This is a genomic window from Pseudomonas flavescens, from assembly GCF_013408425.1.
In the GTDB taxonomy this organism is placed as follows: domain Bacteria; phylum Pseudomonadota; class Gammaproteobacteria; order Pseudomonadales; family Pseudomonadaceae; genus Aquipseudomonas; species Aquipseudomonas fulva_A.
This window is the reverse complement of record NZ_JACBYV010000001.1, coordinates 5,564,282-5,585,734: the sequence shown is the minus strand read 5'-3', so window position 1 is coordinate 5,585,734 and position 21,453 is coordinate 5,564,282. Positions and strand designations below refer to the sequence as shown.

Below are 21,453 nucleotides of genomic sequence, written 5' to 3'. Positions count from 1 at the left end.
GCAAGCCAGGGTTTACAAGGGACCCTTGAGGCTCTATTACGGATGTCCCACACGAACGTTCGAGCGTTAAGCTGTCGACCATGACCAACCCGCCCTACATCTCCCTTGCCACTGCCGACGCCGCTGCGCTGAAGGTGGGTGGAGACTGGACGCTCGCACACTATGGTGCACTGCTCCCTCAGGTGGATGCGATCAGGCGCGAGCGCACCGATGATCTGCATGCCGACATCAGCGAACTGGACGCGCTGGATACCGCTGGCGCCAGCCTGCTGGTCGAGTTGCTCGGTGCCGAACGGCTGATGGAGCTGCTGCCCACGGCAACGCTCAGCGACGAACGCCGCGCCTTGCTGCAGACCGTCGCCGCCGCCATGCAGACGGATCAGCAGGCCGCCGAGCATCCCGCCCGCTCGACCTACCGGGAGTTCTTCGGCCATATCGGTGAAGTGGTGGAAGGGGTCTGGCACAAGGCGGTCGGCCTGCTGGGCTTCGTCGGCCTCACCCTCAGCAGCATGCTGCTGATTCTGCTCAACCCGCGCCGCTGGCGGCTGACGTCCCTGGCTTCACACCTGGAACAGATCGGCCTCAACGCGGTGCCCATCGTTGCCTTGCTGACCTTTCTGGTCGGCGCCGTGGTGGCCTTCCTCGGCGCGACCATCCTCGCCGACTTCGGGGCGACCATCTACACGGTCGACCTCGTGGCGTTCTCATTCCTGCGTGAGTTCGGCGTACTGCTCACCGCCATTCTCATGGCCGGCCGCACTGCCAGTGCCTTCACCGCGCAGATCGGCTCGATGAAGGCCAACGAGGAAATCGACGCGATCCGCACTTTGGGTCTCAACCCGATGGAGCTGCTGGTGCTGCCGCGGGTGTTCGCCATGCTCATCGCCCTGCCGCTGCTGACATTCGTCGCCATGGTATGTGGCATGGTTGGTGGCGCCATGGTGTGCATGCTGACGCTGGATATCTCGCCGCCGATGTTCCTCTACCTGCTGCAGGAGAACATCCCGATCAATCACTTCCTGGTGGGCATGCTCAAGGCACCTATCTTCGCTTTTCTGATTGCCGTGATCGGTTGCCTGGAGGGCTTCAAGGTCACCGGCAGCGCCCGCTCGGTGGGGGAACGCACCACATCCAGCGTGGTGCAATCGATCTTCGTGGTGATCGTGGTGGACGCCGTGGCCGCCCTGTTTCTGATGGAGATGGGCTGGTGAGCGAGAGAGCGATCATCCAGGTACGCGACCTGACCAATCAGTTCGGCCCGCAGGTGGTTCACCAGCATCTGGATCTCGATCTGTACCGCGGCGAAGTGCTTGGCGTGGTGGGCGGTTCGGGTACCGGCAAGTCCGTGCTGCTGCGCACCATCGTCGGCCTGCGTCAGCCCAACGCGGGCACGGTGCGGGTATTCGGCGAAGACCTGCTGACGCTGTCGGCACAGCGTCGCTCCGAACTGGAGCGGCGCTTCGGCGTGCTCTATCAGCGTGGCGCGCTGTTTTCCTCGCTCACCGTCCTGGAGAACATCGCCCTGCCGCTGATCGAACATGCCGGGCTCACCCGTGCCAGTGCCGAGCGCCTGGCCGAATCCAAGGTGGCGCTGGTTGGCCTGCCCAGCCATGCGGGCGACAAATACCCGACCGAGTTGTCGGGCGGCATGATCAAGCGTGCAGCCCTGGCCCGCGCCCTGGCACTGGAGCCGGACATTCTGTTTCTCGATGAACCGACGGCGGGCCTCGACCCGATTGGCGCCGCGGCTTTCGACCAGTTGATACGCACCCTGCGTGATGCCCTGGGCCTCAGCGTTTTTCTGGTTACCCACGATCTGGATACGCTCTACACCCTCTGTGACCGGGTGGCGGTGCTGTCGCAGAAACGCGTGCTGGTGGCTGACAGACTGGAAGTGGTCGCCGCCACCGACGATGCCTGGATTCACGACTATTTTCACGGACCGCGCGGACGCGCCGCCGAGCAGGCCGCTGTGCCTAGGAGTGTTTGAATGGAACCGCGTGCCCACCACGTATTGATAGGCATGTTCACGGTGGCGATCGTCAGCGCCATCCTGCTGTTCGCCCTGTGGCTGGGCAAGTCCAGCGCGGACAAGCAGTTCAACTACTACGAAGTGGTCTTCACCGAGGCGGTCAGCGGCCTGTCCCAGGGCAGCGCCGTGCAATACAGCGGCATTCGCGTAGGTGACGTCACCAGCCTGACCCTCGACCCGCAGGATCCGCGCAAGGTGCACGCGAACATCCGCATCACCAGTTCCACACCGATCAAGGAAGACACCCGCGCGCGCTTGACCATCACCAATATCACCGGTGGCGCGGTGATCCAGCTGCATGGTGGCTCACCCGAAAGCCCGCCGTTGAAAGCAGGCAATGGTGCAACGCCGGTGATCATCGCCGACCGCTCGCCGCTGTCACGGCTGATGGCCAATGGCGAAGACCTGATGGTCAGCGTCACTCGCCTGCTCGACCGCGCCAACGCCATGTTCTCCCGCGAGAACACCCAGAACATCGCCAAGACCCTGCGCAATCTCGAGCAGATCACCGCCAGCGTTTCCGAACAGCGTGACGAACTGCGCGAGGCACTGACTCAGATGAGCGCCGCCGGACGCGAAGCCGCAGCCCTGATGAACAACGCCAACCAGCTGTTCTCCGGCCCGGCGCAGAACACCCTGGACAGTGCCGAACGCCTGGTGACCTCGCTCGAGCGCACCAGCAACAATATAGAGCAGTTGCTGCAGGATAACCGTGCCGCACTCGACGGCGGTATGCAGGGCATCGGTGAGCTGGGCCCGGCCATCAACGAACTGCGTGACACGCTCGGCTCTCTGCGCTCGTTCTCACGGCGCCTGGAAGAGGACCCCGCCGGCTACCTGCTGCGCAGCGACAGCATCAAGGAGTTCCAACCATGAAAGCACTCGCCACCGCTGGCGCTCTGTTGCTGACCGGTCTGCTCAGCGCCTGCTCGATTCTTCCCGCGGGCGAGACGCTGAGCGTTTACCTGCTGCCCAGCAATCTGCCCGTACGCGCCGCGGATGTGCCGCGAGAAAACTGGTCGCTACGGGTCAACCGACCGCAGAGCAGCCAGTTGCTCGACAGCCCACGAATTGCCGTGCTGCCGGACGGCGACCTGATCAGCGCCTACCAGGGGGCGCGCTGGAGCGATCGTGCTCCCGCCCTGTTTCGCGATCGGCTGATCGGTGCGTTTCTCGATGACGGTCGTATCGGTGCCGTCAGCAGCGACGACAGCCGCCTGCAGGCCGACCTTGAACTGAGTAGCGACCTGCGCGCCTTCCAGAGCGAGTACCGCAACGGTCGGCCGGAAGTGCACATCCTGCTCGACGCCCGCCTGGTGCAGGCAGGCAATCAGCGCATCCTCGCCAGCCGCCGCTTCGAAGTACGGCATATCGCCAACGACACCGCCGTGCCATCGGTGGTGAAGACATTCGGCGCCGCCAACGACCAGCTCTCGCAGCAGGTCATCGACTGGGTGGTGGAACAAGGGCGGCGCAATGCGCCAGGTAGCGGCAAGCCCTGAATGGAGCGGCTCTACTGCCTTATGTGATCGTTCTACTGTGGGAACGGGCCATGCCCGTGACTTTTTCGCGGGCATGGCCCGCTCCCACAGGGATCTGCACATTCCGCTACAGCTTTGTTAGCGCCGACCTTCCCCAGGCCACAAGAGAGCCGAAATAGAACGGCCGGTGTGATCACTCACACCGGCCGTTGGTCTTTCCACAGAGTAGGACTCAGGCGAAAACGATTTCCTCGCCGTCCACCTTGCCGATGACCGTGCTGCCGGGGTTGAACTTGCCAGCCAGGATCATCTGCGCCAGCGGGTTCTCGATCCAGCGCTGGATCGCCCGCTTCAATGGCCGTGCGCCGTACACCGGGTCGTAACCCACGGCAATCAGCTTGTCCATCGCCTCGTCGGACAATTCCAGGCTGAGCTCGCGCTCGGCCAGGCGCTGCAGCAGGCGCGACAGCTGGATACGGGCAATGCCGGCGATCTGCTCGCGGGCAAGCGGTTCGAACACCACCACCTCGTCGATACGGTTGACGAACTCCGGGCGGAAGTGATTGCCCACCGCGTCCATGACCGCCGCGCGCTGCGCCTCGCGATCACCGACCAGCTCCTGAATCTGCGCAGATCCCAGGTTGGAGGTCATCACGATCACGGTGTTCTTGAAGTCCACGGTACGGCCATGGCTATCGGTCAGGCGACCATCCTCGAGCACTTGCAGCAGCACGTTGAAGACGTCCGGGTGAGCCTTCTCGACCTCGTCGAGCAGCACCACCGAGTAGGGTTTACGGCGTACTGCCTCGGTCAGGTAGCCGCCCTCCTCGTAACCGACATAGCCCGGTGGGGCGCCGATCAGACGAGCGACGGAATGCTTCTCCATGAACTCGGACATGTCGATGCGCACCAGAGCGTCTTCCGTATCGAAGAGGAACTCGGCCAGCGCCTTGCACAGTTCGGTCTTGCCGACACCGGTCGGGCCAAGGAACAGGAACGAGCCGCTGGGCCGGTTAGGGTCCGACAGGCCTGCCCGGGAACGACGCACGGCATTGGCGACGGCCACCACGGCTTCGTCCTGACCGATGACCCGCTGGTGCAGCAGCCCTTCCATCTTCAGCAGCTTGTCGCGCTCACCCTCGAGCATCTTCGACACCGGAATGCCGGTCCACTTGGAGACGACCTCGGCAATCTCTTCCTCGGTGACCTTGCTGCGCAGCAACTGGTTTTCGGTCTTGCCGTGCTGATCGACCATCTGCAGGCTGCGCTCCAGGTCGGGGATGATCCCGTACTGCAATTCGGCCATGCGGTTCAGGTCGCCCTTGCGGCGAGCCGCTTCGAGTTCGGTACGCGACTGTTCGATCTTCTGCTGGATCTGCGCCGAGCCCTGAACTTCGGCCTTTTCCGATTTCCAGATTTCATCGAGATCGGAGTACTCCTTCTCGAGCTTGGCGATGTCTTCCTGCAGTTTGACGAAGCGTTTCTTGGCCGCCTCGTCTTCTTCCTTCTTGAGCGCCTGGGCTTCCACCTTGAGCTGGATCAGACGACGATCCAGTCGATCGAGCACCTCCGGCTTGGAGTCGATTTCCATGCGGATGCGGCTGGCGGCTTCGTCGATCAGGTCGATGGCCTTGTCCGGCAACTGGCGATCGGTGATGTAGCGATGGCTGAGCTTGGCCGCGGCGATGATCGCACCGTCGGTGATGGCCACCTTGTGGTGCACCTCGTAACGCTCCTTGAGGCCACGCAGGATGGCAATGGTGTCTTCTTCGCTCGGTTCGTCGACCAGCACCTTCTGGAAGCGACGCTCCAGCGCGGCATCCTTCTCGATGAACTGGCGATACTCGTTCAGGGTGGTGGCGCCCACGCAGTGCAGTTCACCACGAGCCAGGGACGGCTTGAGCATGTTGCCGGCGTCCATGGCGCCCTCGGCCTTGCCGGCTCCGACCATGGTATGCAGTTCGTCGATGAACAGAATGACGCGGCCCTCCTGCTTGGACAGTTCGTTGAGTACGGCCTTGAGGCGCTCCTCGAACTCGCCGCGGAACTTGGCACCGGCGATCAGCGAGCCCATATCCAATGACAGCAGGCGTTTGTCCTTGAGGCCGTCCGGCACTTCACCATTGACGATCCGCTGGGCCAGCCCTTCGGCAATGGCGGTCTTGCCCACGCCAGGCTCGCCGATCAGCACCGGATTGTTCTTGGTGCGGCGCTGCAGCACCTGGATGGTCCGGCGGATTTCATCGTCACGGCCGATCACCGGATCGAGCTTGCCCTCTTCGGCACGCTTGGTGAGGTCGACGGTGTACTTGTCCAGCGCCTGACGGGATTCCTCGATGTTGGGGTCATTCACCGCATCGCCGCCGCGCAGGTTGTTCACGGCGTTTTCCAGAGCCTTGCGGCTCACGCCCTGGCCGAGCAGAAGCTTGCCCAGCTTGGTGTTCTCGTCCATGGCGGCAAGCAGCACCAGTTCGCTGGAGATGAACTGGTCACCCTTCTGCTGCGACAGGCGATCGGCCTGGTTGAGCAGACGCGCCAGATCCTGGGACAGGCTCACATCGCCAGTCGGGTTCTGGATCTTGCCGAGGTGATCGAGCTCTTTGCTCAGGGCCTGGCGCAGGCCATTCACGTCGAAGCCCACCTGCATCAGCAGCGGGCGAATGGAGCCGCCCTGCTGGTCGAGCAGCGCCAGCATCAGATGCAGCGGCTCGATGGCGGAATGGTCGTGGCCGACGGCCAGGGACTGGGCGTCGGAAAGGGCAAGTTGCAACTTGCTGGTCAAACGGTCGATTCGCATGGCGTCATCCTTCCTCTTGGAGGCAGGCCGGCGCGATGGATGCGCCTAAATGAAGAACCTGCCGAGATGGAGCATAGATGAGGCCGATTGCGCGGGTTTCAAGCGGAGACGGTTTTGATAGGTGTCAGTGCAGTGACCGGCAACGCAAACGTCGTAGCATTTTGGCCCTGGAGCGAAGGTTGGCGGACGTTAACGCCAACGCATCGCGCCGAGGGCGACGCTCCCACGCAATCGTGAGCTAACACCGATCCGTGGGAGCCGCGACCTCGCGGCGATTGAGTCTGATAACGCCATTATTGCGGCATAACGCTGCCGAAATTGCGCTCAGCGATCCGCCAACCAGATCAGCGAAGCGAAGCGGCCGGTCTGCGCGGCACTGCGGTAGGAGTAGAAGCGCGGGTCATTGACGGTGCAGAACCCGCCGCCATACACGGCGTTGATACCCCGGGCAGCGAGACGGATACGCGCCAACTGATAGATGTCCGCCATGAAGCGGCCAGCATTGGCGCTGGGCACGAAGGCGCTGGCGGCCTGGGCATGCACACTGACGAATGCCTCACGTACCTCGGGCCCGACCTCGAAAGCCTGGGGACCGATGGCCGGGCCGAGCCATACCAGGGTGTCGTCAGGCTCGATGGCCAGCGCATCCAGAGTGGCCTCCAGCACACCGTTCGCCAAGCCACGCCAACCCGCATGGGCGGCGGCGACGCGGGTGCCAGCGCGGTCACAGAACAGCGCGGGCAAGCAATCGGCGGTCATCACCGTACAGGCAACGCCCGGCGTCGATGTCCAACTGGCATCGGCTTGCGCGACCGTTTCCGGGTCAGCCTGGGCGACGGCAATGCCATGCACCTGCTGCAGCCAGGCCGGACGGCAACCCAGCTGACTCAGCAGACGCTGACGATTCTTGGCCACGGCTACCGGGTCATCCTCGACATGCTCGGCGAGGTTGAAGCTGTCGTAAGGTGCCGTGCTCACACCGCCAGCGCGGGTGGTCACGCAGGCCCGCACCCAACCTGGCGCGGGCCAATTGGGCGTCAACCAGTCATGGGCCTTGCCACTCATCCGATGAAAGCCTCGCGGTCCTGACGCAGCAGCGTCAGCAACCAGACGAAGTCATCGGGCAGCGGTGACTGCCATTTCATCCGCTCACCGGTGATCGGATGATCCAGCTCGAGGAACCGAGCATGCAGGGCCTGACGCGGAAACTCCTTGAGGCTCTGCACCATGGTCTGGCTGGCGGCCGGGGGAATACGGAAGCGCCCGGCATACACCGGGTCACCCACCAGCGGATAGCCGATGTGGCTCATGTGCACGCGAATCTGGTGCGTGCGCCCGGTTTCCAGTTTGACCCGGCTGTGGGTATGCGAACGGAAACGCTCGAGTACGCGGTAATGACTGACCGCGGGCTTGCCGCCGTCGGTCACGGCCATGCGCTGGCGCTGCGAGGAGCTACGCCCGATGGGAGCGTTGATCTTGCCGCCGGCGGTGATCACGCCGATCACGATGCATTCATAGATACGGCTGACCGTACGCTTCTGCAACTGATCGACCAGGCGGGTCTGCGCCTCGATGGTCTTGGCCACCACCATCAGACCGGTGGTGTCCTTGTCGAGACGATGGACGATGCCCGCCCGCGGCACGTTGACGATATCCGGCACGTGATGCAGCAGCGCATTGAGCAGGGTGCCGTCGGCGTGCCCGGCAGCCGGATGCACGACCAGGCCAGCCGGCTTGTCGATCACCAGAATCTGCTCGTCTTCGTAGACGATGTTGAGCTCGATGTCCTGGGCGATCCATTCACCCTGGGCTTCCTGCTCGGCGGAGAGGGCCAGCACGGAGCCGCCGTGAACGATGTCACGGGGGCGCAGCACCTGACCGTCGACGGTCAGATTGCCCTCCTTGATCCAGCCGGACAGGCGCGAGCGCGAGTGCTCGGCGAACAGCTGGGCGGCGACTTGGTCGAGGCGTTGACCGCCCAGATCGTAGGGCACCTCGGCGGATAACTGAATGGCCTGCTTATTAATAGATGACATGCTCGGCAACGGCGGGGGCATAGCCTTTGGTTTCAGCTACACGCTTGTGGTTAAATACGGCGTCTTTGCCCCAGGGATACCGGGGGCGCTCATCATAACAGGACGGCCCTGCCCAAGACAGCCGCCGTCCCAGGGACGCAAGCCGCCATGCAAGTGAAACACCTGCTGCTGATCGCCATCCTCGCACTCACCGCCGCCTGTTCGTCCAAGGAAGTCCTGGATGAAAACCTCAGCGAGGCAGAACTCTACCAGCAGGCTCAGCAAGATCTGGACAACGGTAGCTATACCAGCGCCGTTACCAAGCTCAAGGCTTTGGAGTCGCGCTACCCGTTCGGCCGCTACGCCGAGCAGTCGCAGCTCGAGCTGATCTACGCCAACTACAAGAACGCCGAGCCGGAAGCCGCGCGCTCCTCCGCCGAGCGTTTCATCCGTCTGCATCCGCAGCACCCGAACGTCGACTACGCCTACTACCTGAAGGGCCTGGCCTCGTTCGACCAGGACCGTGGCCTGCTGGCGCGCTTCCTGCCGCTGGACATGACCAAGCGTGACCCGGGCGCTGCCCGCGACTCGTACAACGAGTTCGCCCAGCTGACCAGCCGCTACCCGAACAGCCGCTACGCGCCGGACGCCAAGCAGCGCATGATCTACCTGCGCAACCTGCTGGCGTCCTACGAAATTCACGTCGCCCACTACTACCTGACTCGTCAGGCCTACGTCGCCGCAGCCAATCGTGGCCGCTACGTGGTGGAAAACTTCCAGGAAACGCCGTCCGTCGGCGACGGCCTGGCCGTGATGGTCGAGGCGTATCAGCGCCTGACCCTGGACGACCTGGCCGCGACCAGCCTGGAAACTCTGAAACTCAACTACCCGGATCACCCGAGCCTGGTCAACGGCGAGTTCGTGCCCCGCGAAGAGGAAGCCGACAGCCGCTCCTGGCTGGCCAAGGCCACACTGGGCCTGATCGAGAGCGATGTACCGCCTCCGCCTAGCCAGACCCAGGCTAGCCAGGATGTGATTCGTCAGTACGAAGAAGCCTCGGATCAGATCCCGGCCGAACTCAAGCCGGAAAACCAGACCGAGCAAAGCGATGAGCCGCAAGGCAGCAAACGCTCCTGGTTCAGCTACGCAACGTTCGGTCTGTTCGACTGATCAGCACCGCAACACACGAAATGCCAGTCGATCGACTGGCATTTCGCATTCCGGTCGAGCAAAAACGCTGACCAGGCAACTGTCCGCACACCCCTTCCTTGGCTAAACTGGCGCATTCCTCTATATGAAGAGAGCGTCATGGGCCTGTTCCGCCTGCTGTTCTGGATTGCCATCATCTTCGCCGTCATCTGGGTATGGCGCCGCTACGTCGGTGCGGCTCGCCGACGCCAGACGCCGCCACCGGCAGACACGCCGGCACCGATGGTGCGCTGCGCCCACTGCGGCGTGCACACGCCACAGCAGCATGCCGTACAGCTGGCAGAGCGCTGGTACTGCAGCCAGGCGCATCTCGAACAAGGCCGCAAGCCCGGTGCCCGATAAAGCCCTCGCACTGAGCGGCCTCCAGGGCCGGCGTATTTTCAGGCTGTACCACCTGTACCGCCTGCTCATCGGCGTCTTGCTGGTCCTGCTGGTCTCCGCCGACCTGGATGCAGAGCTGCTCCAACTGGCGCACGTGCCAATGTTCCGCGGCGCCAGCTGGCTGTACCTGATCCTCAATATCTTCGTCGCAGTGCTCATTCACAATCCGCGCAGCCTCATTCAAGTGTTCGGCGTGGCGCTGGTCGACGTCATTTTGCTGTCTGCACTGTTCTATGCCGGTGGTGGTACGCCCAGCGGTATCGGCAACCTGCTGATCGTTGCAGTGGCGATCGCCAATATCCTGCTGCGTGGCCGAGTGGGCGTATTGATCGCTGCGAGCGCGGCGATCGGCCTGATCTACCTGACGTTCTACCTCAGCCTCAACCATCCACAAGCCAGCAGTCAGTACGTGCAGGCCGCGGCACTGGGCGCGCTGTGCTTCACCGCCGCCCTGTTCGTACAGGGTGTGACGCGGCGCCTGCAGGCCAGTGAAATCCTCGCCGAGCAGCGTGCCGCCGACGTGGCGGATCTGGAAGCCCTGAACAACCTGATCCTGCAGCGCATGCGTACCGGCATTCTGGTGGTCGACGAGCAGCATCGCGTGCTGCTGGCCAACCAGGGGGCCTTGAGCCTGCTGGGGCAAGAGCATCTGGCCGGCAAGATTCTCGACCCGCACTGCACAGAGCTGGTCAAGCGCCTGCAGTACTGGCAGGAAAATACCAGCCTGCGCCCAACCAGCTTGCAGGCACGTGTCGATGGCCCGACCCTGCAACCCAGCTTCATCGCCCTGCAACGCGGCGGCCAGCGCCACACGCTGATCCTGCTCGACGATATCTCGCAGATTGCCCAGCAGGCCCAGCAACTCAAGCTGGTCGCCCTCGGCCGACTGACCGCAGGCATCGCCCACGAGATTCGCAATCCGCTGGGCGCCATCAGCCACGCGGCGCAACTGCTTCAGGAGTCCGAGGACCTGCATGGGCCGGACAAGCGTCTGGCGCAGATCATTCAGGATCACTCGCGCCGCATGAACCTGATCATCGAAAACGTGTTGCAGCTGTCTCGACGCCGTCAGGCGGAGCCGCAGCTGCTCGACCTCAAGTACTGGCTGCACCGTTTCGCCGCAGAATTTCGCAGCACCGCCCCGACCACGAAAATTCTGCACCTGGCCATCGAAGGCAGCAGCATTCAGACGCGCATGGACCCCAACCAGCTGACCCAGGTGATCACCAACCTCGTGCAGAACGGCTTGCGCTACAGCGCTCAGCTCAATCCGCAGGGCCAGGTGTGGCTGAAACTGTTCCGCGACCCGCGCAGCGATCTGCCGGTACTCGAGGTGCTCGATGACGGCCCCGGCGTTCCTGCGGACCAACTGCATCACATCTTCGAGCCTTTCTACACCACGGAAAACAAAGGCACCGGCCTGGGCCTGTATATTTCCCGCGAGCTTTGCGAAAGCAACCAGGCTCATCTTCACTACAAACCACGCGAAGGCGGCGGCGCATGCTTCCGTATCACCTTCGCTCATCCGCGCAAAATGAGCTGAACGATGAATCGCCAGAGAGCCCTGATCGTCGACGACGAACCCGATATCCGCGAGCTGCTGGAGATCACCCTCGGACGCATGAAGCTCGACACGCGCAGCGCGCGCAACGTCAAGGAAGCGCGTGACTGGCTGGCCAAGGAGCCATTCGATCTGTGCCTCACCGACATGCGCCTGCCCGACGGCACCGGCCTGGATATCGTGCAGCACATCCAGCAGCGCTATCCGCAGACCCCGGTGGCCATGATCACTGCGTTCGGCAGCGTGGATACCGCGATCAACGCGCTCAAGGCAGGTGCCTTCGACTTCCTCACCAAGCCGGTCGACCTCGGCCGCCTGCGTGAACTGGTCGCCACCGCTCTGCGCCTGGGGGGCACGGACGATGAAGGGGCACCAGGCGCCAGCCGTCTGCTCGGTGAGTCGCCACCGATGCGCGCGCTGCGTGCACAGATCCAGAAACTGGCGCGCAGCCAGGCGCCGGTCTACATCAGCGGCGAGTCTGGCAGTGGCAAGGAGCTGGTAGCGCGCCTGATCCACGAACAGGGGCCGCGCCGGGAGCGCGCCTTCGTGCCGGTCAACTGTGGCGCCATTCCATCGGAGCTGATGGAAAGCGAGTTCTTTGGCCACAAGAAAGGCAGCTTCACCGGCGCCATCGAAGACAAGCAGGGCCTGTTTCAGGCGGCCAACGGCGGCAGCCTGTTCCTCGACGAAGTGGCCGATCTACCGCTCGCCATGCAGGTCAAGCTGCTGCGGGCGATCCAGGAGAAGGCCGTTCGCAGTGTCGGCGGCCAGCAGGAGGTGGTGGTGGATACTCGCATCCTCTGCGCCACCCACAAGGATCTCGCCGCCGAAGTGGCTGCCGGACGCTTTCGCCAAGACCTGTACTACCGCCTCAACGTCATCGAACTGCGCGTACCGCCACTGCGTGAACGCCGCGAAGACATCCCACTGCTCGCCGACGTCATGCTCAAGCGCCTCAACGAGGGCATCGGCCTGCCACCCGTGAAGCTCGATGGCCCGGCCCTGGACAAGCTGAAGAGCTACCGCTTCCCGGGTAACGTGCGCGAACTGGAAAACATGCTGGAGCGCGCCTACACGCTGTGTGAAGGCGATGTGATCTGTGCCAACGACCTGCGCCTGGCCGACGCCTCATCTGCCGGCGAGAACGGCGATGCCAGCCTGGCACAGATCGACAACATCGAGGACTACCTGGAAGACGTCGAGCGCAAACTGATCATGCAGGCCCTCGAAGAAACCCGCTGGAACCGCACCGCCGCAGCCCAGCGCCTGGGCCTGAGTTTCCGCTCGATGCGCTATCGACTGAAGAAGCTCGGGATCGACTGACCGCAGCGCTACTCAGGACGATCGTGCCTGACGGCGCTACGCCAACCGCCCCGATGGTGCATAAGGAGCAGGATCGATGATCGGCTCCCGCCCCAGCATCAGGTCCACCAGCAACTGGCAGGACGCTGGTGCCAGCACCAGGCCATTGCGGTAATGCCCGCAGTTCAACCACAGGCCCTCGTGGCCGGGCACCTCGCCAATGAACGGAATGCCCTCGGGCGAACCGGGCCGCAACCCAGCCCAGTGCCCAACCACTTGGGCATCCTTCAGCGCCGGCAGCAAGGCTTCGGCCGACGCGCGCAAGCTGCTCAGGGCATCGACGGTGGGGGTCTTGTCGAAGCCGGCGTGCTCAAGCGTACTGCCCACCAGGATATGACCGTCACGGCGAGGAATCGCGTAGCGCCCACGGGCCAGCACCATGCTCAGCAGAAAATCTTCGGCGCATTTGAACAGGATCATCTGCCCCTTCACCGGCTCTACCGGTAATGCCAGCCCGAGACTACGCAGCACTTCGCCGCTCCAGGCCCCCGCCGCCACTACCACCTGCTCGCCCAACGACTCTCCGTCGGCGGTACGCACGCCGACAACCCGATCGACATCGCGCACGAAACCTTCAACCGGACTGTTTTCGATCAGCGTGACGGCAGGCATTGCCTGCAGTGCCATACGCAGCGCTTTCACCAGGCGCGGATTGCGGACATTGGCCACGCCCGACATGTAAATGGCGCGTTGAAACCCCTCGCCCAATGGCGCAACGGCGGCGTAAGCGGAGTCGACGGAAACTTCATGCAAGGGTCGCCCTTCACGCTGCGCCCAGGCCAGCGCCTCGGCCTGATCTTCCAGATCCAGCCAGTACAGCCCGGTGACATGCACCTCGGGATCCAGACCCGTCTGGGCCAGCAACCGCTGACCAAGCCCGGGGTAGAAATCCTGAGACCAGTGGGCCAGCGCCGTCACCGCCTGGCTGTAACGCCAGGGATACAGCGGCGAAACGATTCCGCCACCCGCCCAGGATGCCTCGCCACCCAAGGGCCCTCGGTCGAGCAGCGTCACCCGCTTGCCTGCCGCAGCCAGCTGATAGGCCGACAACAACCCGATGACCCCGCCGCCAACAACGATCACATCCGCACGCACAACTCACCCCATCGCATGAACGGCAAACCTTGACAGCGACACCTCAGGGTCTAAACAGAAAAGGCAGGCCAGGAAGGCCGCCAATGATACGCGCAAAGGGATTTGCATCATGAACGGAGATCAACAGAAGGCGTTCAGCCTCGTGGAATGGCTGGCTACGCTTGCCCTTCTTCTGACCCTGGTTAACCTCGCCATGCCATCGTTCGCGAGCTGGATGGAAAGCAGGCGCCAGGCAATCGCCCTCGACCTGCTCACCCAGTACATCCAGAAAACCCGCGCCAAGGCCGTTCTCTTCGGACGCCCCCATCGGCTGTGCGGCTCCAGCGACGGAGAGGCCTGCGACGGTGATTGGGCCGGCTACTGGCTGATTACCACGACAGGTAGCGACCCCACCCTGCTGCGCCAGCAACAGGCACCCACGAAGAACCTCTGCTGGTCCGGTTTCAGCAGTGACAGCATTCACTTCCACCCCAACGGCACCAGCTGGAAAAGCAACGGCACCTTCTCCTTCTGCAATGCGAACGGCCCCCATCGGCAGCTGATCCTCAACCGCCAGGGTCGCCTGAAACATGACAGCGGCCACAAATCGAAATGTTGCTAGACCGGCCATCCGCGCCGCGGAACCGATCATCTCCAGCCGCAAGACAGGCAACAACGGAGCCGTCAGGATTCGCTTGCCCTCCTGTATTCAGACTGGACAACCATGCCAAGACTCTCGGATAGCCAGCCATCGGCGTACTCGCATACGCAGCGTGGCTTCACCCTGATTGAGCTAATGATCATCATCGCTCTGGTCGGCATTTTTGCAGCCATCGCAGTGCCAAGTTTCACTCAGTTCATCAACAAGAGTCGTACTCAGTCGTTCAACAACGAGCTGCTGGAGTTGCTGCAATTCGCCCGCGCCAGCGCAGTCGAGCGGCGCACCTTCGTCAGGGCCTGCAAGGAAGACACTGCCTGGACAGTGAAGAAGGCCTGTACCGATACCGATGTCATCCGCCGGCTGGACATTCCGTCCACCATCACGGCAACCACGACAACCACCCCGATCAGCTTTCGCTACAACGGGAGCGGCACAGAGGCAACGCTCGTGACTTGTCAGGGAACAGATTCAGCGAATGGCTTCACCATCAACGTCAAGCCTAGCGGCAGCATCCAGGCTTGGCCACGGGGCAAGAATGGGACCAGCAGCGATATGAGCAAGTGCCAGTGAAGGGGCGAATGGCGATGAGCAAACACAATCGGGGATTCAGCCTGATCGAGGTATTGGTGGCGCTGGTGCTGACCACGGTCGGCGTGCTGGGCATGGTCGCTCTGCAAGGACGTAGCGTGCAGTACTCGCAAGACTCCGTGCAGCGTAACGTGGCCGTGGATCTGGCCAGCGAACTGATCGAGATCATCCGTACCAACCCAGGCGAAACCTTCAATAATACTGCACCACAGTTCCCAATGAACAATGGACTCAAGTCCAGTTCGATCTTCTACAAAGCCAAAACTGCCGACTTCTCCGATACCGCCGCATGCGTGTCCAGCGCTACCGTCATAGCCAAGACCGCAAAAGAGCAGCGCGACTGCTGGGCCAGCAAAGCCAAGGCTTTACTGCCGGGTGGCTCGACGGTATTCGTCAGCGATTCGTATATCTGTCGTAGCAGCAGCGCAGGCAATTGCAACGGTCAAGGCTCGATGATCGAAATTCGCCTCGCCTGGCAGGTTCGTGAAGGCACCTGCCTGGACGCGGCGGATACCAACAACTCTTCCACCATCTGTACCTACACCGTGCGAGTGCAGCCATGAGCGATATCAAGCGCCAATATGGCCTATCGATGATCGAGCTGCTGATTGCGCTGGCGATCAGCAGTTTCCTGATCCTCGGCATTACTCAGGTCTATATCGATAACCAGCGTCATTACCTGTTCCAGCAGAGCCAAAGCGGCAATCTGGATAGTGGCCGCTTCGCGTCACTGCTAATAGATCAGTATCTGGGCAAGGCCGGCTATCGCCGTACACCGTCGAGTTTGGAGGAGCGTGCCTTTCCTCAGCGTGAAGCATCGGGGGGCTGCATGAGCTTCGCTGCGGGGGCCTCGATTACCGGCCTGGACGCTTCGGAAGGAACAGGGTTCTGCCTGCGCTATCAACCTCAGGTAAGTGGCGATCTCGATTGCCAGGGCGTGGCCAGCAGCACCACATTCACTCAGGCCTTCCCGCCGAACCTGACCGCAAGTGATCTGATCGTCCTAGCCTTCAAATACGAACCGGGAGCGTCCACCGAACTGCAGAACGGCAGGCTTCTCTGCAAGAGTCTGAACGCGACTACACCTCAATTTACCGAACAGCTCACAGGCATCGCTGATATGCGCGTGGACTTCGGCATCGGCAGCGCCGATGTACTGTCGAAAGAAGTCACCTCTTTCGTCCCGCAAAAAGACTGGACCACGAGCTCTGGCGCCATCCGTAGCGTGCGCTACTCCCTTTTGATGGCAAGCCGCACCGGGCAACGCGATAGTGACGACTCGAAAATACTCGCCGACTGGCTGGTCTCAGCCCCTAACACCACCAAAACGCGCCTGCAGAACGGTGACAGCAAACGCATCTACCAAGTTGTGGGAAGCACCCAGACCGTCAGGAACCTAATGCCATGACTCAACTTTCTGATCGCCACTCGCAAAACGGGGCCGTCCTGGTCGTCGCACTTGTGATGTTGCTCGTACTGACGCTAATGGCTGTTGGCAGCATGCGTGGTACCACGCTGGAAAGCCGTATCACTGCAAACAGAGCCCACGATACTCAACAGCAAAGTGCAGCCGATGCAGCACTTCGCGAAGCAGAGTTCCGCTATTACGGCCCTGCCAACTTGGCAGACAAGCTGGAAGGGAAGATGGCCAACTGTCAAATAACAAATACGCTGAAGGCCAATGGCCTCAACAAACCTTGCCTCTTGGCCATCAATGACGCAGACCTACTCAATTTCGTGGATAAGCCTTGGCTGACCAAAGACAGTTTTCTCAAGAGCGAATCGACTCAGAGCCTGCTATGGATGCCCTATCGCGGGACGGACGCAGCCAATCAGACGGTAGCTGGTAACCGAGAAACAGGCTCCACGCAGACAACGTATTGGAACAGCACGCGCGCATTAACCGTGGGCAATGCTGCGGTGAACGCGGAGTACGGCATGGTCGCGGAAGGCCAGGGCACCTATTACTACCTTAACAATGCCAAGGCGGACGATCAGGTTTACCTGCAATCGACTCACGCCAATATCTATCTTGGCCTGAACAATTGAGAGCCAGCATGATGAAATCCCGTAGACTTACATCCTGCGCCAAAGCACTTTCATATGCGGCTTTCGGTATAACAATGCTGCATGGTGCAACGAGCTATGCAGCCGTATCACAAAGCCCGGTGAGCCTGACCATTGGCGTCCCACCGAACATGTTGTTGACGCTGGATGACTCGGGAAGCATGCGTTTTGCGTTTGCGCCAGACGGCATTAGTGGTACTTCTGCGACGAGACGCGCCAAATCAAGTGCCTACAACCCACTTTCCTACAACCCCAGCGCTACCTATGAAGCACCTACTATCTTCACGACAGCAGGTGCTGAACAACAATTGACGACTAGTTTCACTCAGGCCTGGCATAACGGATTCAACACTGCGGTAGGCTCGGTCGATCTCAGCGGAGCCAACTATCGCCCAACCTGGGACGTTCCCATTACCAGTGCTCCTTCGAGCTTCAGCTACACCAATTCGACCAACTATTCAGGTACTGGCGTCGTATTTCGTCTGGGCTCGAACCCTAGCGCGGACTTCGAAACGTCTGTAACCATGGCCAGTAATGGGACCACGACCAGAACCGTTGGCACCATTACCTTCACCTTCGTCCGCACGACCAATAACAGGGGCGTTGTTTCCTGCACAGCTACCGCCAGCAGTACCGCTTGGGCCGCTGCAATCAACGCGCCGTGCACACCGGGCAATAACAACGTACTCACTGCCACGCTCACTCAAACCCCGACGCCGGCGTACTACTACGTATACGATTCAAGCCTCACCACCGGATGCAGCACCGCTAATGACGCGTGCTACAGGCTGAGGTTTGTCGGCAGCGCAGAGCAGCAGAACTTTGCCAACTGGTATTCTTTCTACCGCAATCGTGCACTTGCAACCATTTCTGCCGCAGCCTTGGCCTTCTACAACGTGTCTCCGTCCGTGCGCCTGAGCTGGCAGGGGCTGAATCGCTGCACAACCTTCACCGGCTCGGACAGCGACTGCGGCAACAATGCCTTCAAGGCCTATAACCCGACACACAAAGGTCAGCTGTATAACTGGTTGCGGACCATGACCTTCGACCAAGGCACTCCATTGCCCGTGGCCATGAAACGAGCTGGTGACTTCTACCAGACCACTACGCCATGGCAAGCTTTTCCCAATGCAACCGGCAATACCACTCAGAACACCTACGCCTGTCGCCCCAGCTATCACATCATGATGACCGATGGCGTATGGAACTCTGCGGCAACCGAACCTGGTAGCTTTCGGCACGACGCAGCCACCTTCACCCTGCCTGACGGCACCCCGTTCGTGCGCCGCGCGCCCTACTACGACAGCACGGCCAATACGCTCGCGGATTTGGCCATGCACTACTGGGCGACAGACCTCAACCCCAATCTGGCCAACAAACTGAAGGACTACACCCCCTTCAAAAGTGGCGACAGTACGACAGACTACTGGGATCCACGCAATGACCCGGCCACTTGGCAGCACATGACGAACTTCACAATGGGACTTGGCCTCACCCAGTCTCTCGATCAGAGCAATATTCCATGGGCTGGTAGTACCTTCACAGGTAGCGGATACAACGCCCTCGCTGCGGGCACGGTCAACTGGCCCGCAGCGGGGACAACCGCGACCAGCGCTAACGTCTACGACCTTTGGCACGCTGCAATCAATTCACGAGGCGAGTTCTTCAGCGTGGACAGTCCTGAGGCAATGGTTCAGGCCTTTGCGGATATTCTCTCCCGCATCGCTGATCGCAAATCTTCGGCTGCCCGGCCGGCAATCAATTCAGGCCAGGTCAGTACCGACGAAAACAATAACGGCACAGTCAAAACGGTGTCTTACCAGACATCCTATGCAAGCGATGAAAACTGGTCTGGCGATGTCAAGCGCTTCGAAAAAACCTGGAATGCCCAGACCAGTACCCTGGAGACCAGAGAGGTCTGGAGCGCCAAAGCGAAGGTACCAGGCGCACGCAGTATCTTTATCGCAGGTTCGAGCAATACAGGCCTTGCACCCTTTACAGCGACCAATGCGGCGTTGACCAGCTATTCGGGAACCACGTTGCTAACGTACCTGAACCGAGACCCAGAAAATGCCAACGCCACCGATAGCAAAGCCGCCGGCCGGATCAGCTACCTAAGCGGCGATCGTGCCGGCGAGGGCAGCACCTACAGACAACGTAGTGGCGTACTCGGCGATTTCTATTCGTCAACACCTGCGGTGGTTCTGGATACACTTCGCAATCTCGAACAATTTTCCAATAGACTAGAAGGCAACACTGCATACACCACTTTCAAAACACAGATCTCCGGGCGTTCGCCGCGAATTTATGTCGGCGGCAACGCGGGAATGCTTCACGGCTTCAACGCACAAACAGGTGTTGAGGAATTTGCATTCATACCCTCGGCCGTTTTCCCAAAACTCAACAAACTAACGGGCAGTAACTACAGCCATGAGTTTTATGTCGATGGATCGCCTGTAGTGGCAGACGTCTATGACGGAACAGAATGGAAAACTATATTGGTCGGTACACTGAAGGCTGGTGGAAAGTCCATATTCGCTCTGGACATCACTAATCCTGGGCAGGAAAAACTGCTCTGGCAGTTCGATGAGAACAGCATTACGGCAGGCGATGCCGTGAAGATGGGATACAGCTTTTCACAACCCACGATCGCTCGTCTACATACCGGCAAGTGGGCAGTGGTCTTCGGCAACGGCTATGAAAGCGCTGGAAATACAAATGGCAAGGCAGCTCTTTTCATTCTCGACGCAATGAACGGCAGCCTGGTTCGAAGCCTTGAAGTACAAGGTACAACAGGTATTGCAAACGGCCTGTCAACCCCTCGACTGTCCGACTATAACGCCGACGGTACCGCTGACTACGCTTACGCGGGCGATTTACAAGGCAACATGTGGCGTTTCGATCTATTGCGCGCAACTCAAGACAGAGACAATCCCTTCAAAGTCACGAACGATGTTCCTGCGAGCGCCTTTAAAGTCGGCTTCCGTGGAAACCCGCTATTCAAAGCATCCGCCGACAACGCCGGCACTCAGCGCCAAGCAATTACGTCAGCACCAAGCCTGTTGCTGCATCCTAGCGGCACTGGATATCTGATCGTCTTCGGCACCGGCCGTTTCTTCGATACTGCCGACAAGGAAGGTGATAAGAGCATGCCGCAGACCGTATATGGCATCTGGGATAAACAAACGTTAGGGGAAACAGCCAGCAACCCTAACATCTCTCGCTCGAGCCTGCAGGCACAGAGCATTATCACAACCTCAACTGTATCCGGCGATGGCCCCGCGACTCAGGGTCGGGTTATCAGTAACAATACCGTTCGCTGGCAGCAAACTACCGACTCGTCGGGCGGTACGCTGGCAGCTCAGAATGGCTGGTATTTGAATCTGGTACAGACTGATGGAGAGATGGTGGTAGAAAACATGTCGCAATTGGGCCGCACCATTTTCTTCCAGTCTCTGGTGCCCAATAGTGACCCCTGCCTCGACGGTGCCGGCAACTGGACCTACGCGCTCAATCCGTACACTGGTGGCAGGACCACTCAGAAAGCATTCGACTACACATCAAGTGCGGATGTCGGCACGAAGATCATTTCAGCCGTTCGCCAGGATGGTGAGGGCGGCGGTACGCTGTCGCAAACCCCCAATAGCGGCTTTCAATACTGCACAGGCCAGTCGTGCATCAACATCTACCCGGACCCAACCAGCATCGGCCGTCAAGCCTGGCGCCGTACGGAGGACAAGGAATGAATCGCCTCAGAAGTAGCGCAGGGTTGTCAGTTCGCCGTAACGGCCAAGCCGGCTTCACCCTGATCGAAATGATGGTCGTGGTTGTCATTGTCGGCATCCTGGCGGCCATCGCCTACCCGAACTACACCCAGTACGTGCAGCGCGGCCACCGTACCGAAGGCCAGGCGCTGTTGAATGATGCGGCGGCCAGGCAGGAGCGCTACTTCAATCAGAATAACGCGTACGTCACCGCTGCCGCCGATATCGGCAAGCTTGGGATGAACCTCTCGAGCAACAGGTCGGCTACTGGGAAATACGTCTTCTCGGTGAGCAAGGCTGATGGTGATGGCGGTTATACCCTTACGGCCACCCAGCAGTTCAACGACACCAAGTGCGGCAACCTGACGTTGACGGCTAGCGGTACGCGCGGCGTAAGCGCCTCAGGAGCCAGCGTGAGCGACTGCTGGCGTTGAGGCCACGGCTGTATCGCTCGATGAAAA

General features: G+C 60.9%; 19 protein-coding genes. 15 read left to right on the top strand and 4 right to left on the bottom strand.

The annotated features are described in order from the left end of the window. Positions 1 to 80 precede the first annotated feature (80 nt). Genes FHR27_RS24925 through FHR27_RS24910 form a run of 4 tightly spaced genes read left to right on the top strand, consistent with a single transcriptional unit; the run spans position 81 to position 3,534 of the window. On the top strand, positions 81 to 1,211 hold the full coding sequence (locus tag FHR27_RS24925; RefSeq protein ID WP_179539837.1) for an MlaE family ABC transporter permease: 1,131 nt from the start codon (positions 81 to 83) through the stop codon (positions 1,209 to 1,211). Next, entirely contained in the window at positions 1,208 to 1,990 is a 783-nt protein-coding gene (locus FHR27_RS24920; RefSeq protein ID WP_042554676.1) for an ABC transporter ATP-binding protein, read from the top strand. The genes FHR27_RS24925 and FHR27_RS24920 overlap by 4 nt, the downstream gene beginning before the upstream one ends. Beyond that, positions 1,991 to 2,908: an MlaD family protein gene (locus FHR27_RS24915; protein ID WP_042554675.1), complete on the top strand. Its 918-nt coding sequence runs from the start codon at positions 1,991 to 1,993 to the stop codon at positions 2,906 to 2,908. Beyond that, complete coding sequence (locus tag FHR27_RS24910; RefSeq protein WP_042554674.1) at positions 2,905 to 3,534, top strand: ABC-type transport auxiliary lipoprotein family protein; 630 nt, start codon at positions 2,905 to 2,907, stop codon at positions 3,532 to 3,534. Before FHR27_RS24915 ends, FHR27_RS24910 begins: the two co-directional genes overlap by 4 nt. 211 nt (positions 3,535 to 3,745) lie before the next feature. Here the strand turns inward: FHR27_RS24910 and clpB are convergent, their stop codons facing one another. The 3 genes from clpB to rluD form a co-directional block, all read right to left on the bottom strand. After that, a complete protein-coding gene (gene clpB, locus FHR27_RS24905; protein ID WP_179539836.1) occupies positions 3,746 to 6,310 on the bottom strand; it encodes an ATP-dependent chaperone ClpB in 2,565 nt (854 codons plus the stop codon). 324 nt (positions 6,311 to 6,634) lie between these two features. Continuing rightward, entirely contained in the window at positions 6,635 to 7,375 is a 741-nt protein-coding gene (pgeF, locus tag FHR27_RS24900; RefSeq protein ID WP_179539835.1) for a peptidoglycan editing factor PgeF, read from the bottom strand. After that, a complete protein-coding gene (gene rluD, locus FHR27_RS24895) occupies positions 7,372 to 8,346 on the bottom strand; it encodes a 23S rRNA pseudouridine(1911/1915/1917) synthase RluD (RefSeq protein ID WP_042553344.1) in 975 nt (324 codons plus the stop codon). The genes pgeF and rluD overlap by 4 nt, the downstream gene beginning before the upstream one ends. A gap of 147 nt (positions 8,347 to 8,493) precedes the next feature. Here rluD and FHR27_RS24890 point away from each other — a divergent pair, with 147 nt between their 5' ends. The 4 genes from FHR27_RS24890 to FHR27_RS24875 all read left to right on the top strand — a co-directional run bounded on the left by FHR27_RS24890 (position 8,494) and on the right by FHR27_RS24875 (position 12,799). Further along, positions 8,494 to 9,495, top strand: coding sequence for an outer membrane protein assembly factor BamD (locus FHR27_RS24890; protein WP_042553343.1), 1,002 nt, complete (start codon positions 8,494 to 8,496; stop codon positions 9,493 to 9,495). A 138-nt stretch (positions 9,496 to 9,633) separates the two neighbouring features. Beyond that, complete coding sequence (locus FHR27_RS24885) at positions 9,634 to 9,876, top strand: PP0621 family protein (protein ID WP_042553342.1); 243 nt, start codon at positions 9,634 to 9,636, stop codon at positions 9,874 to 9,876. Continuing rightward, positions 9,866 to 11,458 carry a sensor histidine kinase gene (locus FHR27_RS24880; RefSeq protein WP_042553341.1) on the top strand — a complete coding sequence of 531 codons (1,593 nt, stop codon included), beginning with the start codon at positions 9,866 to 9,868 and terminating at the stop codon, positions 11,456 to 11,458. Before FHR27_RS24885 ends, FHR27_RS24880 begins: the two co-directional genes overlap by 11 nt. 3 nt (positions 11,459 to 11,461) lie before the next feature. After that, positions 11,462 to 12,799 carry a sigma-54-dependent transcriptional regulator gene (locus tag FHR27_RS24875; RefSeq protein WP_042553340.1) on the top strand — a complete coding sequence of 446 codons (1,338 nt, stop codon included), beginning with the start codon at positions 11,462 to 11,464 and terminating at the stop codon, positions 12,797 to 12,799. A gap of 36 nt (positions 12,800 to 12,835) precedes the next feature. Here FHR27_RS24875 and thiO read toward each other — a convergent pair whose 3' ends face one another. Continuing rightward, complete coding sequence (thiO, locus tag FHR27_RS24870) at positions 12,836 to 13,933, bottom strand: glycine oxidase ThiO (protein ID WP_179539834.1); 1,098 nt, start codon at positions 13,931 to 13,933, stop codon at positions 12,836 to 12,838. A 109-nt stretch (positions 13,934 to 14,042) separates the two neighbouring features. Here thiO and FHR27_RS24865 point away from each other — a divergent pair, with 109 nt between their 5' ends. From FHR27_RS24865 to FHR27_RS24830, 7 genes are all read left to right on the top strand, one after another. After that, complete coding sequence (locus FHR27_RS24865) at positions 14,043 to 14,534, top strand: GspH/FimT family pseudopilin (protein ID WP_042553338.1); 492 nt, start codon at positions 14,043 to 14,045, stop codon at positions 14,532 to 14,534. Positions 14,535 to 14,636: 102 nt separating this feature from the next. Further along, positions 14,637 to 15,143: a GspH/FimT family pseudopilin gene (locus FHR27_RS24855; RefSeq protein WP_218878532.1), complete on the top strand. Its 507-nt coding sequence runs from the start codon at positions 14,637 to 14,639 to the stop codon at positions 15,141 to 15,143. A gap of 14 nt (positions 15,144 to 15,157) precedes the next feature. Beyond that, positions 15,158 to 15,724 carry a type IV pilus modification protein PilV gene (pilV, locus tag FHR27_RS24850; RefSeq protein WP_373565131.1) on the top strand — a complete coding sequence of 189 codons (567 nt, stop codon included), beginning with the start codon at positions 15,158 to 15,160 and terminating at the stop codon, positions 15,722 to 15,724. Then, the gene (locus FHR27_RS24845) at positions 15,721 to 16,569 is read left to right on the top strand and encodes a PilW family protein (RefSeq protein WP_179539832.1); all 849 of its coding nucleotides are present in this window, start codon (positions 15,721 to 15,723) and stop codon (positions 16,567 to 16,569) included. Before pilV ends, FHR27_RS24845 begins: the two co-directional genes overlap by 4 nt. Next, positions 16,566 to 17,210: a PilX N-terminal domain-containing pilus assembly protein gene (locus FHR27_RS24840; protein WP_042553334.1), complete on the top strand. Its 645-nt coding sequence runs from the start codon at positions 16,566 to 16,568 to the stop codon at positions 17,208 to 17,210. The genes FHR27_RS24845 and FHR27_RS24840 overlap by 4 nt, the downstream gene beginning before the upstream one ends. Before the next feature lie 8 nt (positions 17,211 to 17,218). Continuing rightward, positions 17,219 to 20,974, top strand: a complete 3,756-nt coding sequence (locus FHR27_RS24835) for a pilus assembly protein (protein WP_257026977.1) — start codon at positions 17,219 to 17,221, stop codon at positions 20,972 to 20,974. After that, complete coding sequence (locus FHR27_RS24830; RefSeq protein WP_179539831.1) at positions 20,971 to 21,426, top strand: type IV pilin protein; 456 nt, start codon at positions 20,971 to 20,973, stop codon at positions 21,424 to 21,426. The genes FHR27_RS24835 and FHR27_RS24830 overlap by 4 nt, the downstream gene beginning before the upstream one ends. The last annotated feature ends 27 nt before the right edge of the window (positions 21,427 to 21,453 follow it).